15 protein-coding genes are annotated in these 15,926 nt (G+C 42.8%); 2 read left to right on the top strand and 13 right to left on the bottom strand.

What is annotated here, in order from left to right; genetic code table 11:
- From H8S37_RS00910 to H8S37_RS00860, 11 genes are all read right to left on the bottom strand, one after another.
- Nucleotides 1–372, bottom strand: a complete 372-nt coding sequence (locus H8S37_RS00910) for a GntR family transcriptional regulator (protein WP_186874183.1) — start codon at nucleotides 370–372, stop codon at nucleotides 1–3.
- A 298-nt stretch (nucleotides 373–670) separates the two neighbouring features.
- The gene (rd, locus tag H8S37_RS00905) at nucleotides 671–832 is read right to left on the bottom strand and encodes a rubredoxin (RefSeq protein WP_186874182.1); all 162 of its coding nucleotides are present in this window, start codon (nucleotides 830–832) and stop codon (nucleotides 671–673) included.
- A 113-nt stretch (nucleotides 833–945) separates the two neighbouring features.
- On the bottom strand, nucleotides 946–1,995 hold the full coding sequence (locus H8S37_RS00900; protein ID WP_186874181.1) for a ribonucleotide-diphosphate reductase subunit beta: 1,050 nt from the start codon (nucleotides 1,993–1,995) through the stop codon (nucleotides 946–948).
- A 73-nt stretch (nucleotides 1,996–2,068) separates the two neighbouring features.
- Nucleotides 2,069–4,318: a ribonucleoside-diphosphate reductase subunit alpha gene (locus tag H8S37_RS00895; protein WP_186874180.1), complete on the bottom strand. Its 2,250-nt coding sequence runs from the start codon at nucleotides 4,316–4,318 to the stop codon at nucleotides 2,069–2,071.
- A 205-nt stretch (nucleotides 4,319–4,523) separates the two neighbouring features.
- Entirely contained in the window at nucleotides 4,524–5,669 is a 1,146-nt protein-coding gene (ytvI, locus tag H8S37_RS00890; RefSeq protein ID WP_186874179.1) for a sporulation integral membrane protein YtvI, read from the bottom strand.
- A complete protein-coding gene (yihA, locus tag H8S37_RS00885; RefSeq protein WP_186874178.1) occupies nucleotides 5,659–6,273 on the bottom strand; it encodes a ribosome biogenesis GTP-binding protein YihA/YsxC in 615 nt (204 codons plus the stop codon). Before yihA ends, ytvI begins: the two co-directional genes overlap by 11 nt.
- 9 nt (nucleotides 6,274–6,282) lie before the next feature.
- Complete coding sequence (lon, locus tag H8S37_RS00880; protein WP_186874177.1) at nucleotides 6,283–8,628, bottom strand: endopeptidase La; 2,346 nt, start codon at nucleotides 8,626–8,628, stop codon at nucleotides 6,283–6,285.
- Between the two features lie 76 nt (nucleotides 8,629–8,704).
- On the bottom strand, nucleotides 8,705–9,976 hold the full coding sequence (clpX, locus tag H8S37_RS00875) for an ATP-dependent Clp protease ATP-binding subunit ClpX (protein WP_186874176.1): 1,272 nt from the start codon (nucleotides 9,974–9,976) through the stop codon (nucleotides 8,705–8,707).
- Between the two features lie 22 nt (nucleotides 9,977–9,998).
- Nucleotides 9,999–10,580, bottom strand: a complete 582-nt coding sequence (gene clpP, locus H8S37_RS00870) for an ATP-dependent Clp endopeptidase proteolytic subunit ClpP (protein ID WP_186874175.1) — start codon at nucleotides 10,578–10,580, stop codon at nucleotides 9,999–10,001.
- Nucleotides 10,581–10,712: 132 nt separating this feature from the next.
- On the bottom strand, nucleotides 10,713–11,999 hold the full coding sequence (gene tig, locus H8S37_RS00865) for a trigger factor (RefSeq protein ID WP_186874174.1): 1,287 nt from the start codon (nucleotides 11,997–11,999) through the stop codon (nucleotides 10,713–10,715).
- Between the two features lie 88 nt (nucleotides 12,000–12,087).
- Nucleotides 12,088–12,636, bottom strand: a complete 549-nt coding sequence (locus tag H8S37_RS00860) for a DJ-1 family glyoxalase III (RefSeq protein ID WP_186874173.1) — start codon at nucleotides 12,634–12,636, stop codon at nucleotides 12,088–12,090.
- 219 nt (nucleotides 12,637–12,855) lie between these two features.
- Between H8S37_RS00860 and H8S37_RS00855 the strand changes: the two genes are divergently transcribed.
- Nucleotides 12,856–13,302, top strand: a complete 447-nt coding sequence (locus H8S37_RS00855; protein ID WP_186874172.1) for a CYTH domain-containing protein — start codon at nucleotides 12,856–12,858, stop codon at nucleotides 13,300–13,302.
- A gap of 117 nt (nucleotides 13,303–13,419) precedes the next feature.
- Nucleotides 13,420–13,806 (top strand): helix-turn-helix transcriptional regulator, encoded by a 387-nt coding sequence (locus tag H8S37_RS00850; RefSeq protein WP_186874171.1) that lies wholly within the window; start codon nucleotides 13,420–13,422, stop codon nucleotides 13,804–13,806.
- Between the two features lie 60 nt (nucleotides 13,807–13,866).
- Here H8S37_RS00850 and H8S37_RS00845 read toward each other — a convergent pair whose 3' ends face one another.
- Nucleotides 13,867–14,853 carry a Gfo/Idh/MocA family protein gene (locus H8S37_RS00845; RefSeq protein WP_186874170.1) on the bottom strand — a complete coding sequence of 329 codons (987 nt, stop codon included), beginning with the start codon at nucleotides 14,851–14,853 and terminating at the stop codon, nucleotides 13,867–13,869.
- On the bottom strand, nucleotides 14,850–15,791 hold the full coding sequence (locus H8S37_RS00840; protein WP_186874169.1) for a ketopantoate reductase family protein: 942 nt from the start codon (nucleotides 15,789–15,791) through the stop codon (nucleotides 14,850–14,852). The genes H8S37_RS00845 and H8S37_RS00840 overlap by 4 nt, the downstream gene beginning before the upstream one ends.
- Nucleotides 15,792–15,926: the final 135 nt, after the last annotated feature.

The raw sequence follows: 15,926 nt of genomic DNA, 5'->3' as shown, positions 1-15,926 counted from the left end.
TTATCCCTCCAATATCAATTCCGTCAGTTCGCGGATTTCTTCCGTCGTCACCCCATACCTTTTTGCTTTTCGGATGACTTCTTCTAATTCTGTCTCAATCTCTTTTCTGTATTCCTCCATCATTCTTTCTTTATTAGCCTTTGCAACGTAGGTGCCTTTTCCATGTACTGTCACAGTAAATCCTTCTTGTTCCAGAAAGTCATACGCCTTTTTCACAGTAAGTGCACTGATTCTTAATTCTTTTGATAAAGTCCGGACAGATGGCAGGTTATCATTTTCTTGTAGTTCTCCGCTTATGATAAGGGCTTTTATTTGTTCTACAATTTGTTCATAGATTGGTACCATCGATGAACTATTTATTATTATTTTCATATGTTCTCTCCTCCATCCACAAACAGTATATAACAGTTTATAACTGTTGTCAACTGTTATATACTGTTTGTTTTAGTTTAAAAATTACGTATGTTCTTGTTTTGCGCGCGTGTGTCTCCCGTTCGACAGGACTTTTCTTTTTAATGGAACAAACCAGGCTTTCGGTATGCAAGTGCGACTGCGGATTTCCGGATATGAAAAAAAGGCATATGTATTTGCGAAATACACGAAAGTGCCGTCCAATCATCTAACTTGACGATTGGACGGCACTCTCTTCTACCCTTTTTCTCACTATTGTTTATTCTGTCTCAGAAAACTGGTCTTTTCCAACTCCGCACAGAGGACATAGAAAATCGTCCGGCACATCCTCCCATTTTGTTCCCGGCTCAATTCCGTTATCCGGATCCCCTGCTGCTTCATCATAAATGTATCCACATACATCACAAATATATTTTTTCATTGTACTACACCTCCATTTTCTTTTTCTGTTCCTCATAATAGCATACTCATCTTCTTTTTTCAATGTATTCCCCTATAGTTTATCCATACTTGTCTAATTCTAATAAAATTTTTCTACAAATCATCCGTCAGTGCTGTGGATTTCGCATATGCGGTAGAACGTGCTTCAAAGAAATCTGTTTTTACCATATTCGCATTGGCATACTGGGATACCCACTTCATGGATTCTGGTTCTTTTTCATATCCCGGATATAACGCTTTATAACCAAGCGACGTCCACCGCAGATTACCAAGATATTGAATATATTCTGTAATCATCTTTTTGTTCAATCCGGGGATCGCATCTCCGATCACATAGTGTCCCCATGCAATCTCCTGGCGCACGCCCTCTTCAAGGAGAGCCTGCAGCCTTGCTTCCATTGCCGCATCAAATAACTCCGGACACTCTTTTTTTAATTCCAGTATAATATTTCTAAAAAGCCACAGATGTGTATTCTCATCCCGGTTAATATAACGGATTTCCTGAGCCGAACCAGGCATTTTACCATTTCTGGACAGATTATAAAAAAACATAAATCCAGAATAAAAATAAATCCCTTCCAGAATATAGTTCGCCATCATCACTTCTAAAAGTGTTCCTGCATCTTTCTTCTTTTGAAATGCGTTATAGCAGTCCCCAATAAATGTATTTCTCTTAAGCAGATGTTCATCTGTCTTCCACTGATATAAAATATCCATCCTCTCCTCCGGAGAACAGATTGTATCCAGCATATAGGAATAGGACTGTGAATGTACACACTCCTGAAAGGTCTGTATATTTAAACACAGGTTCACTTCATTAGCCGTAATATATTCTCCCACACAGGGAAGGTTTGCCGTCTGTATAGAGTCCAGAAAAACCAAAAAGGATAAGATTTTGTCATATGCTTTTTTCTCCGCCTTTTGTAGTTTCAAATAATCTTTCGCATCCTGTGCAAGATTAATTTCCTCCGGAATCCAAAAATTATTCATTGCCTGTCTGTACCAAGCGGATGCCCAGGAATATTTCAGATTATTATAATCGTTTAGATTCGTCGTGTTGCCGCCGATCATGCGTCTTTTCCGAATGTCTGTGTCACCTCTGGGATTAAACAGAGGCTTGCGCGCCAATAGCTTTTCTTTCATATTCTCCTCCTAATAACAAGACAATTCATTCATACATTTCTTTTTCTCCAGAGCTTGCCTGCGCAAGCAATATTCAGGAAGAACAGGATTCACATTCCTCAACCTCCAGGGACTTAGACCGCACATAATAGATTGTCTTGACTTTCCTTTCCCAGGCAAGAAGATACAGATCTAACACCTGCCGCATCGTATACTCATTTGTAATATAGAGATTTACAGACTGTGCCTGGTCTATATGCCTCTGCCTTATACCGCACGCCCGCACTGACCACCTCTGGTCGATCAAATGCGCGTTCTTATAATACCAATACGTTTCCATATTCAGCTCCGGCGCTGTCCGCGGTAGCATCGCCCCTTTTTTCTCCTCCAGAAAAAACTTCTTCATCACCGGATCTACTCCGGCTGTCGTCCCTGAAATAATAGAAGTCGAGCTTGTTGGAGCAACCGCCAGAAGATATGCATTCCTCATTCCCTGTTTCTTTACTTTTTCTCTTAACTTCTGCCATTTTTCAGAATCATATCCCCTCTTTTCAAAGTAAGCCCCTGTTTCCCAGTCTGATCCTTTGAAATACCGGTAGCTTCCTTTCTCTGCCGCATAATCACTGCTTGCTTCTATAGAGGCATAGTTCAGTTCCTCAAACAGACTGTCCACAAACGCAAGGTGTTCTTCTGATTCCCATTTTATCTGATTCTTTGCCAGCATATGATGGTATCCGCTTACCCCAAGCCCTATTGCCCTGTAATTTCTGTTTGTAATTTCCGCATAAGGGAGAGGGTAGAAATTCAGATCGATTACATTGTCCAGCGCTCTTACCGCTGTACGTACTACCTCCCTGGTATATTCTAAATTGTGGATAGGAAGGCGTCCCAGTGTCAGTGAGGCGAGATTGCAGACAACAAAATCTCCTGCCTTCGTTGTCTTCACTACAACCGTATCTCCCTCTTCTGTCTGTATTTTCGAATCCATATCAGAAATACCAGACATATTCTGTGCGATTTCTGTACACAAGTTCGAGCAGTATATCATTCCCCTGTGCGGATTCGGATTGGCGCGGTTTACTGTATCCCGGTTAAATGCAAACGGAGTCCCAGTCTCTGCTGCTGATTTAATAATCAGGCGCACGATATCCTTCAGCCGGATTGTTCTTTTTGTGATCCGCCTATCCTGCACACAATCCCAGTATTTTTCTTCCCATTCTTCCCCATAACAGTCTTCCAGGCAATAGCCTTTTACCAAAAAAATATCATGCGGACACATCAGATACCAGTCCTGTTCCAGATTCTCCTTTGCCAGCCTCCAGAAAAGATCAGGATAGCACACTGCCGGAAATACATCATGGGCTTTTAGTCTCTCATCTCCATTATTTGTCCGGATTTGTAAAAACTCCGGCAGATCCCTGTGCCATGCATCTAAATAGACGGCGGCTGCTCCGGATCGTACTCCAAGCTGATCTACTGCAACTGCTGTGTCATTTACAATACGTATCCACCGTATCACGCCGCCTGCCGCGCCCTCAAAGCCGCGGATAGAACTGCCTGCCGCACGCACCTTGCCAAAGTACAGTCCCATCCCGCCTCCATATTTGCTTACCTGTGCAAAATTATCTATCGAACGGAAGATTCCCTTTAAGCTGTCCGGCACCACATCAATAAAGCAGGAACTAAGCTGCTGGAAAGGCTTTCTCGCGTTTGACAGTGTGGGCGTAGCCATTGTCACCTCCATTTTGGAAAAAATATCATAAAAACGTTTCACCCAACTCATCCGCTTCTTCTTTTCCCTCATGGCAAGATGCAGCGCAATCCCTAAGAACATTTCCTGCGGGCTTTCCAGAGGTACATGCTGGTGTGTCGATACAACATACCTTTTTAAAAGCAGCTCTAGACCGGAAAATGTAAATAATTTATCTCTTTCTTGCACAATATAGGTCTGTGCTGTATGAAGCTCTTCGCTGCTGTATGCCTCCAGAATATAGCTGCCGTAAAGCCCCTGCCGGACGAGATAACAAACTTTTTCATAAAAATTGTGAATACCTCGTTTTGCTTCTTCCTCTTTCAAATTGCAGTAAAACTGAAACGCCAGCAGCCTTCCGGCAATTTTTTCCCACTCCGGCGCCTCCTGACTTGTCAGCTCTGTGGCCGCTTTTATAAGCATCTTCAGGCGTTCTTTTTCTTTCATTCCCGGCTTTAAAAATCCACTGCACCGTTCTTCTAATACATGTAAAGAATATATATCTCCTGGAAAATCTTGCTTGATTCCCTCCATCACTTCTGCAATTCCCTCTATATTTAATTCTCTTCCCCATTCATTTATACAATCTGCCATGGACGTCCTCCTGATTTTTTATTACAGCCTAAAAATAAGATATACAGCGATTATATACTAGAATTAGATTATTTTCAACATGGACATACAATATATTGTGTATTTTTTCTTTTTCCATACAAAATATGACTATTCCGAATAAAAATTCAGCCCTGGAACCATATTTTAAAAATATGGTTCCAAAGCTGATATACTATCCTTCCTCTCATTTTTTTTGTTCTGAATCTTTTCTCTCCTCACGGAGTCCTAGAATTCCTTCTACCAGAATTTTCACGTCATCAAAAATATAATCAAATGCACCTGCCTGGCACATATTGATAAGAATCATTCCAATCGGCACCGCCAGAATCATACCGATTACACTACTGATTCTGTATCCGATATACAGCAAAAATAAGGTGACAAGAGGGTTTAATCCCATACTGTCTCCCACTAGCTTTGGCTGTAGAAGCTGTCTCACAAGCTGGGTAACGACATAGAATATGACCAGTACCACCGTCGATTTATAATCTCCCATAAAGAATTTATACACTGCCCAGGGAATCATCGCTGTTCCCGTTCCAAAAAACGGAAGAAAATCCAGAAATGCAATTAAAAATGCTATGAGCACAAAATAGTTGACCCCCAGAATTGCAAATCCTATCAGCAGTATCACAAAAACTACCGCCATAATCTTAAACTGTGCTTTAAAATAGCCCCCTACAGCATAGCGCAGATTATCCATTACAAGTGACATTCTTTTTGTCACCGATTCAGGAGAAACCTTCTTAAACCATTGAATTACTTCTTCTCTCTGCACAGTAAAAAAATATGCCGACATCACCGCCACAATAAATGCAATCAAATAAGAAGGCACTTTTTTAGCAAAATTTCCTGCCGCTGTCACAGTCGGCTCACTGACCTTAGAGACTAAATTTCCCATATACTGGTCGAGATTCGCTGCCATAGCATTCCAGCCGTTTTGTATCCCTTCCGGCAGCTTTTCAAACACGCCGGACAAGGTACCTCCAATCTGTTTCAACCCACTTTCTAACTGTGCATACATCTCCGGAAAATTTTTGGCCAGATCTCCAATTTCACTTACCAGACGGCTGATACAAAAATACAGGACAAGCACAATTACTGCAAGCACCAATACAACTATAAGGGCGGAGCCTAATTTTTTTACGATCTTTAATCTTCTCTCCAGCCAATTTACAAGCGGCGCCGCGATTGCAGATATAATCCAGCCTATCACAAAAGGCATCAGAAACCCGATTGCTTTTATCCCGATAATTACAAATGCTGCTGTTGCCAGCAGGCTGAAAACCAAGCTTACTGCAACCTGCCAGTACGGGCGTCTACTTTCCATCCATCTCCACCTCTGCCTTACCTAAATATTCTGTCTCGATCAGCTCCCATATTTCTTCCCTTCCCTGTTTCGTCACAGAAGAAAATGGAATCACCTTTGTCCCTGGTATCAGCGAAAGCCCCTCTTTTACCATCCTTATATGTTTCATAACCTGACTCTTTTTCAGTTTGTCCAGCTTTGTAGCTATAATAATCGGAGCAAAGCCCTGCTCTACAATCCACTGGTACATCATTTTGTCGTTTGCGGACGGCTCGTGGCGGATATCAATCAAAAGAAATACCGCCATCAGCTGTTTCGCTTCATGCAGATACCGTTCTATCAGTTTTCCCCACTGCTTTTTCTCTTCCTCAGAAACTTTGGCATATCCATATCCCGGCAAATCCACCAGATATACTTCTTCATTGATATTATAAAAATTAATCGTCTGGGTTTTCCCCGGAGTAGCCGAAGTTCTGGCATAAGACTTCCGGTTCATCAAGGCATTAATAAGAGAAGATTTTCCTACGTTCGACTTTCCCGCGAAGGCTATTTCCGGTTTCTTGTTTTCTGGAAGCTTACTTGTAATTCCACAGACCGTCTCCAGATTTATATTTCTAATTACCATGACATCTCCCTATTCTTTTTTCTCTTTTCCTGCGTGCTCCGCTATAAGCGCCTTATCTAAGACCTCGTCCATATTTTCTACTGGTATAATTTGAAGCCCCCTTGTGATCTCCGCAGACAGCTCCTCTATATCTGCCTTGTTTTCCTTCGGAATGAGAACCGTCTTAATTCCCGCATTTTTTGCCGCCAGTAGTTTTTCTTTCAGTCCTCCGATCGCAAGCACCCTTCCTCTTAAGGTTACTTCTCCTGTCATTGCCAAATCCGCCCACACTTTTCTTCCGGTAATGGCAGAAATCATAGCTGTCGCCATCGTTATCCCTGCAGAAGGGCCATCTTTAGGAACCGCCCCTTCTGGGATATGTACATGAATATCATGCTTCTCAAAGAAATCCTCTGCAATTTCATACCTCCGGCTAACAGAACGGATATAGCTGATTCCTGTCTGCGCAGACTCCTTCATTACGTCCCCCAGCTGCCCTGTCAGCATAATCTCTCCGCTTCCTGGCATTACATTTACTTCGATCTGCAATGTATCCCCGCCTACGCTTGTCCACGCAAGGCCTCTTACAATGCCGATCTCCGGAGCCGGATTTGCCATCTGATAGATATATTTTTCTTTGCCTAAATATTTATGAATATTTTTTTCTGTCACTGCAATTTTTGTTTTCTTTGTTGTCAGAAGCTCCTTCGCTGTCTTCCTGCAAATATTTCCTATTTCTCTCTCCAGCTGTCTTACGCCTGCCTCCTTTGTATAATTTCTCGCTATTTTCCAGATCGCATGTTTGCTGATAGTAAGCTGCTCCGAGGAGAGCCCATGCTTCTTCATCTGTTTTGGAATCAGGTGTTCCACAGCAATATGGAGCTTTTCATTCTCCGTATAACTGCTGATTTCAATCACTTCCATACGATCCAGAAGCGGTCTTGGAATAGTCTGGAGCGTATTAGCAGTAGTGATAAACAATACTTCGGATAAATCCAGCGGAACCTCTAAATAGTGATCCCTGAATTTACTGTTCTGCTCACTGTCCAATACCTCCAAAAGCGCAGAAAAAGTATCGCCTTTATAGTCTGTACTGACCTTATCAATTTCATCCAGAAGCATCAAAGGATTCTTCACTCCCGCCGAACGGATTCCATTGGCAATCCGTCCCGGCATAGCGCCTACATATGTCTTTCTATGTCCACGTATCTCTGCCTCATCCCGTACGCCTCCCAGGGAAATCCTTACGTACGGTTTTTTAAGCGCTCTGGCCAGTGACTTCGCGATAGAAGTCTTTCCGGTTCCCGGAGGGCCCACAAGACAAAGAATCGGGCTTTCTCCCTTTTTCGTCAGCGTCCGGACTGCAAGGAATTCTAAGATTCTTTCTTTTACCTGTTCCAGACCGTAATGCTCCTCCTCTAATACTTTCTCTGCATACGCAATGTCATTTGAGTCTTTTACAGACTTATCCCAAGGCATCTCTAAAATTGTCTCAATGTACGTCCGTATAACTCCGCTTTCGGCAGGGGAATTCAAAGAGCTTTTAAACCTGCTGATTTCTTTGTTCAGTTTTTCTTTTATTTCTTTTGGCGCTTTTAACTTCTGCGCCGCCTGTTCAAATTCCTCTGCATCAGACAGCGTCGTATCATCTCCCAGCTCTTCTCTTATCAGTTTTAACTGTTCTCTTAAGATATATTCTCTTTGATGCTTATCTACACGTTCTTTTACTTTCTGCTGTATCTCTTCTTTTATATCCATGATCTGGACTTCATTTACCAGCTTAAATGCAAGCAGTTCATATCGTTTCCAGAACTCGGTCTCATTTAAAATATCCTGCTGATCCGTATAGTACAGAGGGATATTGGCAGCAATCTCATCAACCAGCTTTTTTAAGTCCTTGATTTCCAGAATCTGAGCTACGGCTTCTTTGGACATCTTCCCGTTTTTAGCCGCATAATCCACAAACATATCTTTCAGTCCCCGAATCAGCGCCTCTCCATTCAAATCCTCCGGCACCGTAATATCTGAATCATCCACTACATCCACCATGGCGCGCAGATAAGGCTCCTCATACTCCATACTGTTTAGAATCCCTCTGGATTCTCCTGCAACCAGCACTCGGACAATGCGCTTCGGCAGTTTGATAATCTGCTTGATCGTTCCTACAGTTCCAACCGGAAACACATCCTCCTGTTTTGGATTATCTGTTTCTATCTCTTTTTGTGCCGTCAGAAATATCTTCTGTTCCTCTACCATTGCCTCCTGAATTGCCGCGACAGATTTCTCTCTGCTTACATCAAAGTGAACCACCATTCCCGGCATAATGACCATACCGCGAAGCGCCACCATAGGAAGGCTTCTTGTTTCCTTCTTCATATGATTTCCTCCTCGATTTCTTTATGTATACCAAAAAGGCAGGCACATGGTTTTTCCCCTGCACCCGCCTGAAATATTAAGCACTCTCAGATGTCAGAAACGACCGGCGTTCTTCTCCGTCACACTCATATAGCGGCGCGCCTGTTCCCTTCACAACTTCCTTTGTTATACGGCAGCCTTTGATTGTATCATCAGACGGTACCTTGAACATTGTATCCATCATAATGCTCTCCATAATTGCCCGCAGTCCTCTGGCACCGGTTTTTCTGGCAAGGGTAGTTTCCGCTATCGCGACCAGTGCATCCTTGTCAAATTCCAATCTTACCCCGTCTAATTCCAATAACTTCTGATACTGCTTTACAATCGCACTCTTTGGCTCTGTCAATATCCGTATCAACGCTTCCTTATCCAACATATCCAAAGACACTGTAACCGGAAGTCTTCCGACCAATTCCGGAATCAATCCAAACTTTACTAAATCCTGCGGCAATGCCTGATGTAAAAGTACGTCAATATTATATTCATGTTTTGACGCAATCTCTGCATTGAATCCAATAGATTTCCGATCCAGCCTTGTTTCTATGATTTTATCGATACCTTCAAAAGCACCTCCACAGATAAACAAAATATTGGTCGTGTCAATCTGAATTAATTCCTGATGGGGATGTTTTCTCCCTCCCTGGGGCGGAACAGATGCAACTGTCCCTTCGATAATTTTTAAAAGTGCCTGCTGCACCCCTTCGCCGGATACATCACGCGTAATAGAGGGATTTTCTGATTTTCTCGTAATCTTGTCTATCTCGTCAATATAGATAATCCCATGCTCTGCCCTTTCAATATCTCCGTCTGCCGCCTGAATAACCTTCAACAGGATATTTTCTACATCTTCACCGACATATCCCGCCTCTGTAAGCGCCGTTGCATCTGCAATTGCAAACGGAACGTTTAAAATCTTCGCAAGTGTCTGTGCGAGCAGTGTTTTTCCACAGCCGGTCGGCCCCAGCATCAAGATATTACTCTTTTGAAGTTCAACTCCTAAATCCTGCTCTGCCATAATCCGTTTATAATGATTATAGACAGCCACTGAAAGCACCTTTTTCGCTTCGTCCTGTCCGATAACATAATCATCTAAAAATGCCTTTATCTCTTCTGGTGTCAGCAGATTAATGTCGTCAAATTCCCGCCGTTCTCCATAATCAAATTCTTCTTCTATGATTTCAGCACAAACATCGATACATTCATCACATATATACGCGCCGTTCGGCCCGGCTATCAGCTTGCGGACTTGTGCCTGTGTTTTATTACAGAAGGAACATCTCACGATGTCATCATTTGGTTTTCCTGCCATATACTCTCACCTCATACCGCCTCTAATGATTGGCGATTACTTCATCTATTAATCCATATTCCTTTGCTTCATCCGCAGACATAAAGTTGTCACGCTCTGTGTCTATCTTGATGACTTCCAGAGGCTGACCGGTATTTGCAGCCAGTATCTCGTTTAACTTCTGACGTGTCCGAAGAATATGTTCTGCGGCAATCTGTATCTCTGTCGCCTGCCCCTGTGCTCCGCCGGACGGCTGGTGAATCATAATCTCCGCATTAGGCAGCGCGAATCGTTTGCCTTTCTTTCCTCCGGAAAGCAAAAAAGCTCCCATGCTCGCAGCCATACCGATACATACTGTGGAGACATCACATTTGATATACTGCATTGTATCGTAAATAGCAAGCCCTGCGGTCACAGAACCACCTGGACTGTTGATATAAAGCTGGATATCCTTGTCTGGATCGTCCGCCTCAAGAAAAAGAAGCTGTGCCACAACTACGCTTGCTGACACGTCATTGACTTCCTCCCCAAGAAAAATGATCCGTTCCTTCAATAATCTGGAATAAATATCGTAAGAGCGTTCTCCACGACTTGTCTGTTCAATGACATAAGGTACTAAACTCATCTGTCTTCCTCCTGACTTCTGTATGAATCTAAATCCTGTACAAATTATCAACCCTATCAAAAAGTGGGAATCTTCTTAAAGCAGAATCGGGATGCCTGTAATCCCAGGCACCCCCTTTCTTTAAAGGTTGTCTTATCCTTCTACCGCTGCTTCTGCAATCAGAGTAACCGCCTCTTGAACCGCAATGTCCTCTTTCATTTGTTTCTTTTCGTTTTCACCCATAAATTCTTTGAGCTTATCCACTTCCATCTGATAAGAGTCAGCCATCTTCTTCAGTTCTTCCTCTAAGCGTTCGTCTGAAACCTCAATGTTCTCTGCAGCAACGACAGCCTCAAGCACCAGTCTTGTCTTAATCCGTTTCTCTGCCTGTGGTTTCATCTCTTCCATCATCTTTTCTTCTGTCATACCAGTAAACTGGAAGTACTGTTCTACAGTCAGACCCTGCTGCATAATACGTCTTGCAAAGTCATCCGCCATCTGTTTGGTCTGCAACTCAATCATTGCTTCCGGAATATCCATCTGCGCATTCTCAATCGCCGCATCTACAGCTTGATTTTCTTTCTTTTCTTTTCCTTCTCTTTCTTTGCGCTCTTTGATTTTCTTCTTCACTTCTGCCTTATAAGCATCCAGTGTTTCACATTCAGAGACATCAGAAGCAAATTCATCATCCAGCTCCGGCAGTTCCTTCACCTTAATCTCTTGCACCGTACACTTAAATACTGCTGCCTTTCCTGCCAGTTCTTTTGCCTGGTAATCCTCTGGGAATGTCACATTGACTTCCATCTCTTTTCCAATCTCAGCGCCAATCAACTGTTCCTCAAATCCTGGAATAAATGCGCCGGAACCAATTGTCAGAGGATACTTCTCACCTTTTCCTCCTTCAAAAGCTTCCCCGTCAACAAATCCTTCAAAATCAAGAAGTACCTGATCTTTATCCTGTACTGCACGATCTGTCACTTCCACTGTTCTGGCATTGCGCTCGCGCTCTTTTTCAATTTCTTCATCTACTTCCTTCTGCGTTACTCTTGTAGACACCTTGTCTACCTTCAGCCCCTTGTACTCTCCCAGAGTCACTTCCGGCTTCACTGCTACTTCCGCAGTAAAAATAAACGGCTCGCCCTTCTTAAGCTGGACAATGTCGATTTTAGGCTGAGATACAAGCTCCAGCTCACACTCATCATATGCTTTTCCATATGCCTCTGAAATCATATGATTTGCCGCCTCGTCATAGAACACTTCTGGCCCATACATTTTTTCGATCATCTGACGTGGTACTTTCCCTTTACGGAATCCCGGCATGCTGATTTTTTTACGCTCCTTTATATATGCCGCCTGAAGTGCTTTTTCTACTTCTTCTGCAGAAACTTCAATCGTTAGTTTCGCCATATTATGCTCTAATTTTTCTACCTGTAAACTCATTTTTTTATTTTCCTCCTTGATTTTATCCAGATATATTCGCAGTCATTGAAACAGTATAGCATAAACAACCGCAAATTTCCAGCGTTTTTTACTTATAAACAATGGCTTTTTTCACTTCCTGCGCCTTTTCCTCTCCATACAAAATCGCAACAAGGCGAAGGCCAAAAGCAATCGCGGTTCCCATTCCCCTTCCTGTAGTGATATTGCCGTCTGTCACTACCGGGTCTTCCACCACTAAAGCCCCTGTTAATTTTCCCTCAAAAGACGGATAGACACATGCCCTTCTTCCTTCCAGAAAACCAAGTTTACCCAGAATGGAAGGTGCCGCACAGATTGCGGCAATAGGAAGCTTTCTCTCATAAAAAGACAAAAGCAGTTTCTGAAGCGCCTCATGTTCCTGCAGGTGAATGGTTCCAGGCATCCCTCCGGGAAGTACCAGCATATATGTATTCTCAAACGCTGTCTCCTCAAATAACACATCTGCGAGAACTTCTATCTGATGTGCTCCGCGGACTGTACGGCTTCCAGTCACCGAAACAGTTTTCACCTCTGCTCCTGCCCGCCGCAGAATATCGACCACCGTAAGCCCCTCTATTTCTTCGAACCCATCCGCGAGAAATACACTGACCTCTTTCATAATCGTTCCTCCTTCATTTTTCTCCAGCTTTCTTACTCTATGCTATCGGAACAGAGGGGACGGTACGCCACCTGTCATACCGTCCCCTCTGCTCCGGCTCTATCTTATTTAGTGTATCAAATGCAGCCTTGAAATGCAACGGTTTCGCCTCTTTCCTTGCCAAAAAAGGCTGTATTATATTATGATAAGGTTGGCAGCCTGCCAGAAAGGAGAATCTCAATGGAAATTGAACGCAAATTTTTAATTGATCCAAATGCGCTTCCCTTCCCTCTTACAGACTATCCATCGCACCGGATCGAGCAAGGATACCTCTGCACAGATCCGGTCGTGCGCATACGAAAGGAAGAAGCCGAATATATTCTCACTTATAAATCGAAGGGGCTTATGATCCGCGAGGAATACAACCTCCCCTTGACGCCAGAAGCTTATCAGCAGCTAAAAGCTAAAATTGATGGAAAGCTGATTCAAAAAAAACGCTACTTTATTCCTGCTGAAAACAATCTTACGATTGAACTAGATGTTTTCGAAGGAAGCCTCTCTCCCTTATGTCTCGCTGAAGTAGAATTTCCAGATACCAAGACAGCCGACGCCTATGTCCCTCCCGCATGGTTTCAGGAGGAAGTAACCTATACTTCCAAATATCACAATAGTAATTTGAGCAAATAGCAACAATATGTGTCTATTCGCATTTTATTTTCATTTTGTCGCATAAATATCCATCCATAGGGAAACTTGTTATAATGATGTGGTACTATGAGATTCCTTATAAATGGAGGTAGCAGTGTGTCAAATATACAGCTTGTAAATAACTTATTGAGACTACGAAAAGCACATAATTATACCCAGCAGCAAATCAGTAAGATGCTGAATATTTCCAGACAGGCTTATTCTAATTACGAAACAAGCAAGCGGACACCGGATTTAGATTCTCTGATACGCCTCTCCCAGATATATCATGTTTCTCTGGATGAGCTGGTCAACCAGTCTTGCTATAAGGACGGCATCATCAACGAACGAAAGGGGCCCTACACTGCTGCTATGGAGATCGAATCTGCAGATACGCTCTATTTGACACAAGAAGAGGTCACTCTCATTGAGCACTATCGTGATGCGTCAGGAGATGACCGCAGACTTGTCAGGAAAGTACTCAATGTAACAGAACAGAACTAAATCAAAAATTTTCTATGCTGTCCGACGGAACCGGACAGCATTTTTACTGTAATATACCTATTACCTCGACTTTTCATCTGAAGGGAATACAATATGCAGCTGCTTTCTTACAGCATCCATTATTTCCATCTCTATACCAGAAACACACAGAGCGCTCTCATCCGGTGTTTTTGCTTCTATCAGATCACACCATCTTTCAATCTCATATATCATATTATTTTCTGACTTTGCAATACAGATTCTTTCCTCCTCTTTCTTTCTGTAAAGAATCCTTAATACTTTCGGATCGACAAGCCGATCGATAATCATAATTCCATCTTCTCCCTGTATTTCGCACTCTGGCATTCCATCTGTAACCTTAGAATAGGAAAGTTCCGCCAACATTCCCTGGTATCCAGCCAGGATCGTCCCTTCTGCATCCACACCATTTTCCAGAAATACTGCATCTGCACAAATTCTTTCCGGCCTTCCAAAGAGCAAAATAAGAGGATGCACACAGTAAACACCGATGTCCATCAGTGCTCCATTAGAAAGCTCCGGTTTGAACGCGTTTTCTATCTTCCCTGCTTTAAACTTATCGTACCTGGAGGAATACTGACAAAAACGAAAGGTCACCCTTCTAATTTTTCCTAATTTATCCAGGTTTTCCTTTACTGCTTTTATTCCAGGGTCATATGCCGGACGCATCGCCTCTAAAAGCACTGCGTGGTTTTCCCTGGCTGCTTTTTCCATCTTCATAAACTCTGCATGATTACTGCAAATCGGCTTCTCACATAAAACATGCTTTTTATGTTCCAGCATAAGAACAGCCTGTTCACAGTGCGCGTAATTTGGGCTTGCTATGTATACCGCGTCAATATCTTTTGCCTCTGCCAGTTCCGTTAAATTCGTATAAACCTTTTCTGCCCCATGTTTTTCTGCAAATTTTCTGCCCGTACTCTCAGAACGAGAGTACGCGGCAGCATATGTAAGACGTTTATCCTGTTTCGCCGCTTCTAAAAATAAATCTACAATAAAGTTCGTACCGATTGTTGCAAAGCGTATCATATCTTATCCTCCAACATTCCTTTATTTTTCTCTTCCAATACTTGAATTGCTTTTAAAAACATCCAGCATACCGGTGTTTTTATGCCGGTTTCCTCTCCCATACGTACCACAGTGCCTGCAAACATTTCGATTTCTGTTTTTCTGTTTCCTTCCAAATCTTGTAAAGTAGAAGGTTTATTGTAATACGGAATTCTTGTCAGCACTCCCTCCTGCCTGCTTAGTTGTTCGTCTGTCAGAACAATTCCTTTTTTCAGAGCAATTTTTTGAACCTCTTTCATAGCCGCCATACGTATTTCATTTGCCGGCCCACTCTTTGTAAATGCGCCAAACGGAATCCCCAGTAATGCACAGGTTAAGTTTTCTCCAATATTGCAGGCAAATTTATACCAGATACCATGCAGCATATCTTCTCGTATTTCAAACGGTATATCACTCTTTTCAAATAATTCATAAACAGCCTGTACCCGCGGTGTATATGGCTGTCTGTTTTCCTTTTCTCCAAAATATACTTTCCCTCCATGGGGATTAAAATCAGCCTTTCCATCTTTCATCACAATGGAAATCCGCATATACGAATACATGACATGTTCCCACCCATAAACTGCCGCAATCTTTTCTTCACTTTCCACTCCGTTCATCACACAGAGTATCTGTGTACCTGCTCCGACAAATTTCCGAATATCCTGTATTGCCTGGCTAAGACTTGTATCTTTGACTGCCATAATAATCAAATCTGCCTTTGTCCCCTCCTGTGGTTCGCAAATCCGAAAGCGGTATGTCTCACGATTGACAGTAATCCCCTGTTCTTCCAGCCTTTCTTTCCTTTTCCCCTCCGCGATCACACAAAACCTTTCTTTCCCCAGATACTGCTCAAGCCTCGGCGCAAAAAAAGAGCCCATCGCTCCCAGCCCAATGAGCGCCACACTTTTTATCTCCATTTTCTTTCCTCCTAGCTGGACTTTTTCCTTATTATACACGAAAATTTCTCTTTCGTATACCTTACCCGGCGAAGTTCACCAGTCCGGAGGGTATCCCTTATCGAGAAAAACACGCTATCCTGTAAAGAATATACT

It is taken from the genome of Mediterraneibacter hominis (assembly GCF_014287475.1).
Lineage (GTDB): Bacteria > Bacillota > Clostridia > Lachnospirales > Lachnospiraceae > Mediterraneibacter > Mediterraneibacter hominis.
This window is presented reverse-complemented; position numbering and strand designations above follow the sequence as displayed.

Excerpts from the sequence above, each read along its gene's own strand:
- H8S37_RS00860 (WP_186874173.1), bottom strand. The coding sequence starts at position 12,636 with ATGAAAGAGGTCAGTGTATTTCTCGCGGATGGGTTCGAAGAAATAGAG.
- clpP (WP_186874175.1), bottom strand. The coding sequence starts at position 10,580 with ATGAGTTTAGTACCTTATGTCATTGAACAGACAAGTCGTGGAGAACGC.
- H8S37_RS00910 (WP_186874183.1), bottom strand. The coding sequence starts at position 372 with ATGAAAATAATAATAAATAGTTCATCGATGGTACCAATCTATGAACAA.
- rd (WP_186874182.1), bottom strand. The coding sequence starts at position 832 with ATGAAAAAATATATTTGTGATGTATGTGGATACATTTATGATGAAGCA.
- yihA (WP_186874178.1), bottom strand. The coding sequence starts at position 6,273 with ATGGTAATTAGAAATATAAATCTGGAGACGGTCTGTGGAATTACAAGT.
- tig (WP_186874174.1), bottom strand. The coding sequence starts at position 11,999 with ATGAGTTTACAGGTAGAAAAATTAGAGCATAATATGGCGAAACTAACG.
- lon (WP_186874177.1), bottom strand. The coding sequence starts at position 8,628 with ATGAAGAAGGAAACAAGAAGCCTTCCTATGGTGGCGCTTCGCGGTATG.
- clpX (WP_186874176.1), bottom strand. The coding sequence starts at position 9,976 with ATGGCAGGAAAACCAAATGATGACATCGTGAGATGTTCCTTCTGTAAT.
- H8S37_RS00840 (WP_186874169.1), bottom strand. The coding sequence starts at position 15,791 with ATGGAGATAAAAAGTGTGGCGCTCATTGGGCTGGGAGCGATGGGCTCT.
- ytvI (WP_186874179.1), bottom strand. The coding sequence starts at position 5,669 with ATGGAAAGTAGACGCCCGTACTGGCAGGTTGCAGTAAGCTTGGTTTTC.
- H8S37_RS00845 (WP_186874170.1), bottom strand. The coding sequence starts at position 14,853 with ATGATACGCTTTGCAACAATCGGTACGAACTTTATTGTAGATTTATTT.
- H8S37_RS00855 (WP_186874172.1), top strand. The coding sequence starts at position 12,856 with ATGGAAATTGAACGCAAATTTTTAATTGATCCAAATGCGCTTCCCTTC.
- H8S37_RS00900 (WP_186874181.1), bottom strand. The coding sequence starts at position 1,995 with ATGAAAGAAAAGCTATTGGCGCGCAAGCCTCTGTTTAATCCCAGAGGT.
- H8S37_RS00895 (WP_186874180.1), bottom strand. The coding sequence starts at position 4,318 with ATGGCAGATTGTATAAATGAATGGGGAAGAGAATTAAATATAGAGGGA.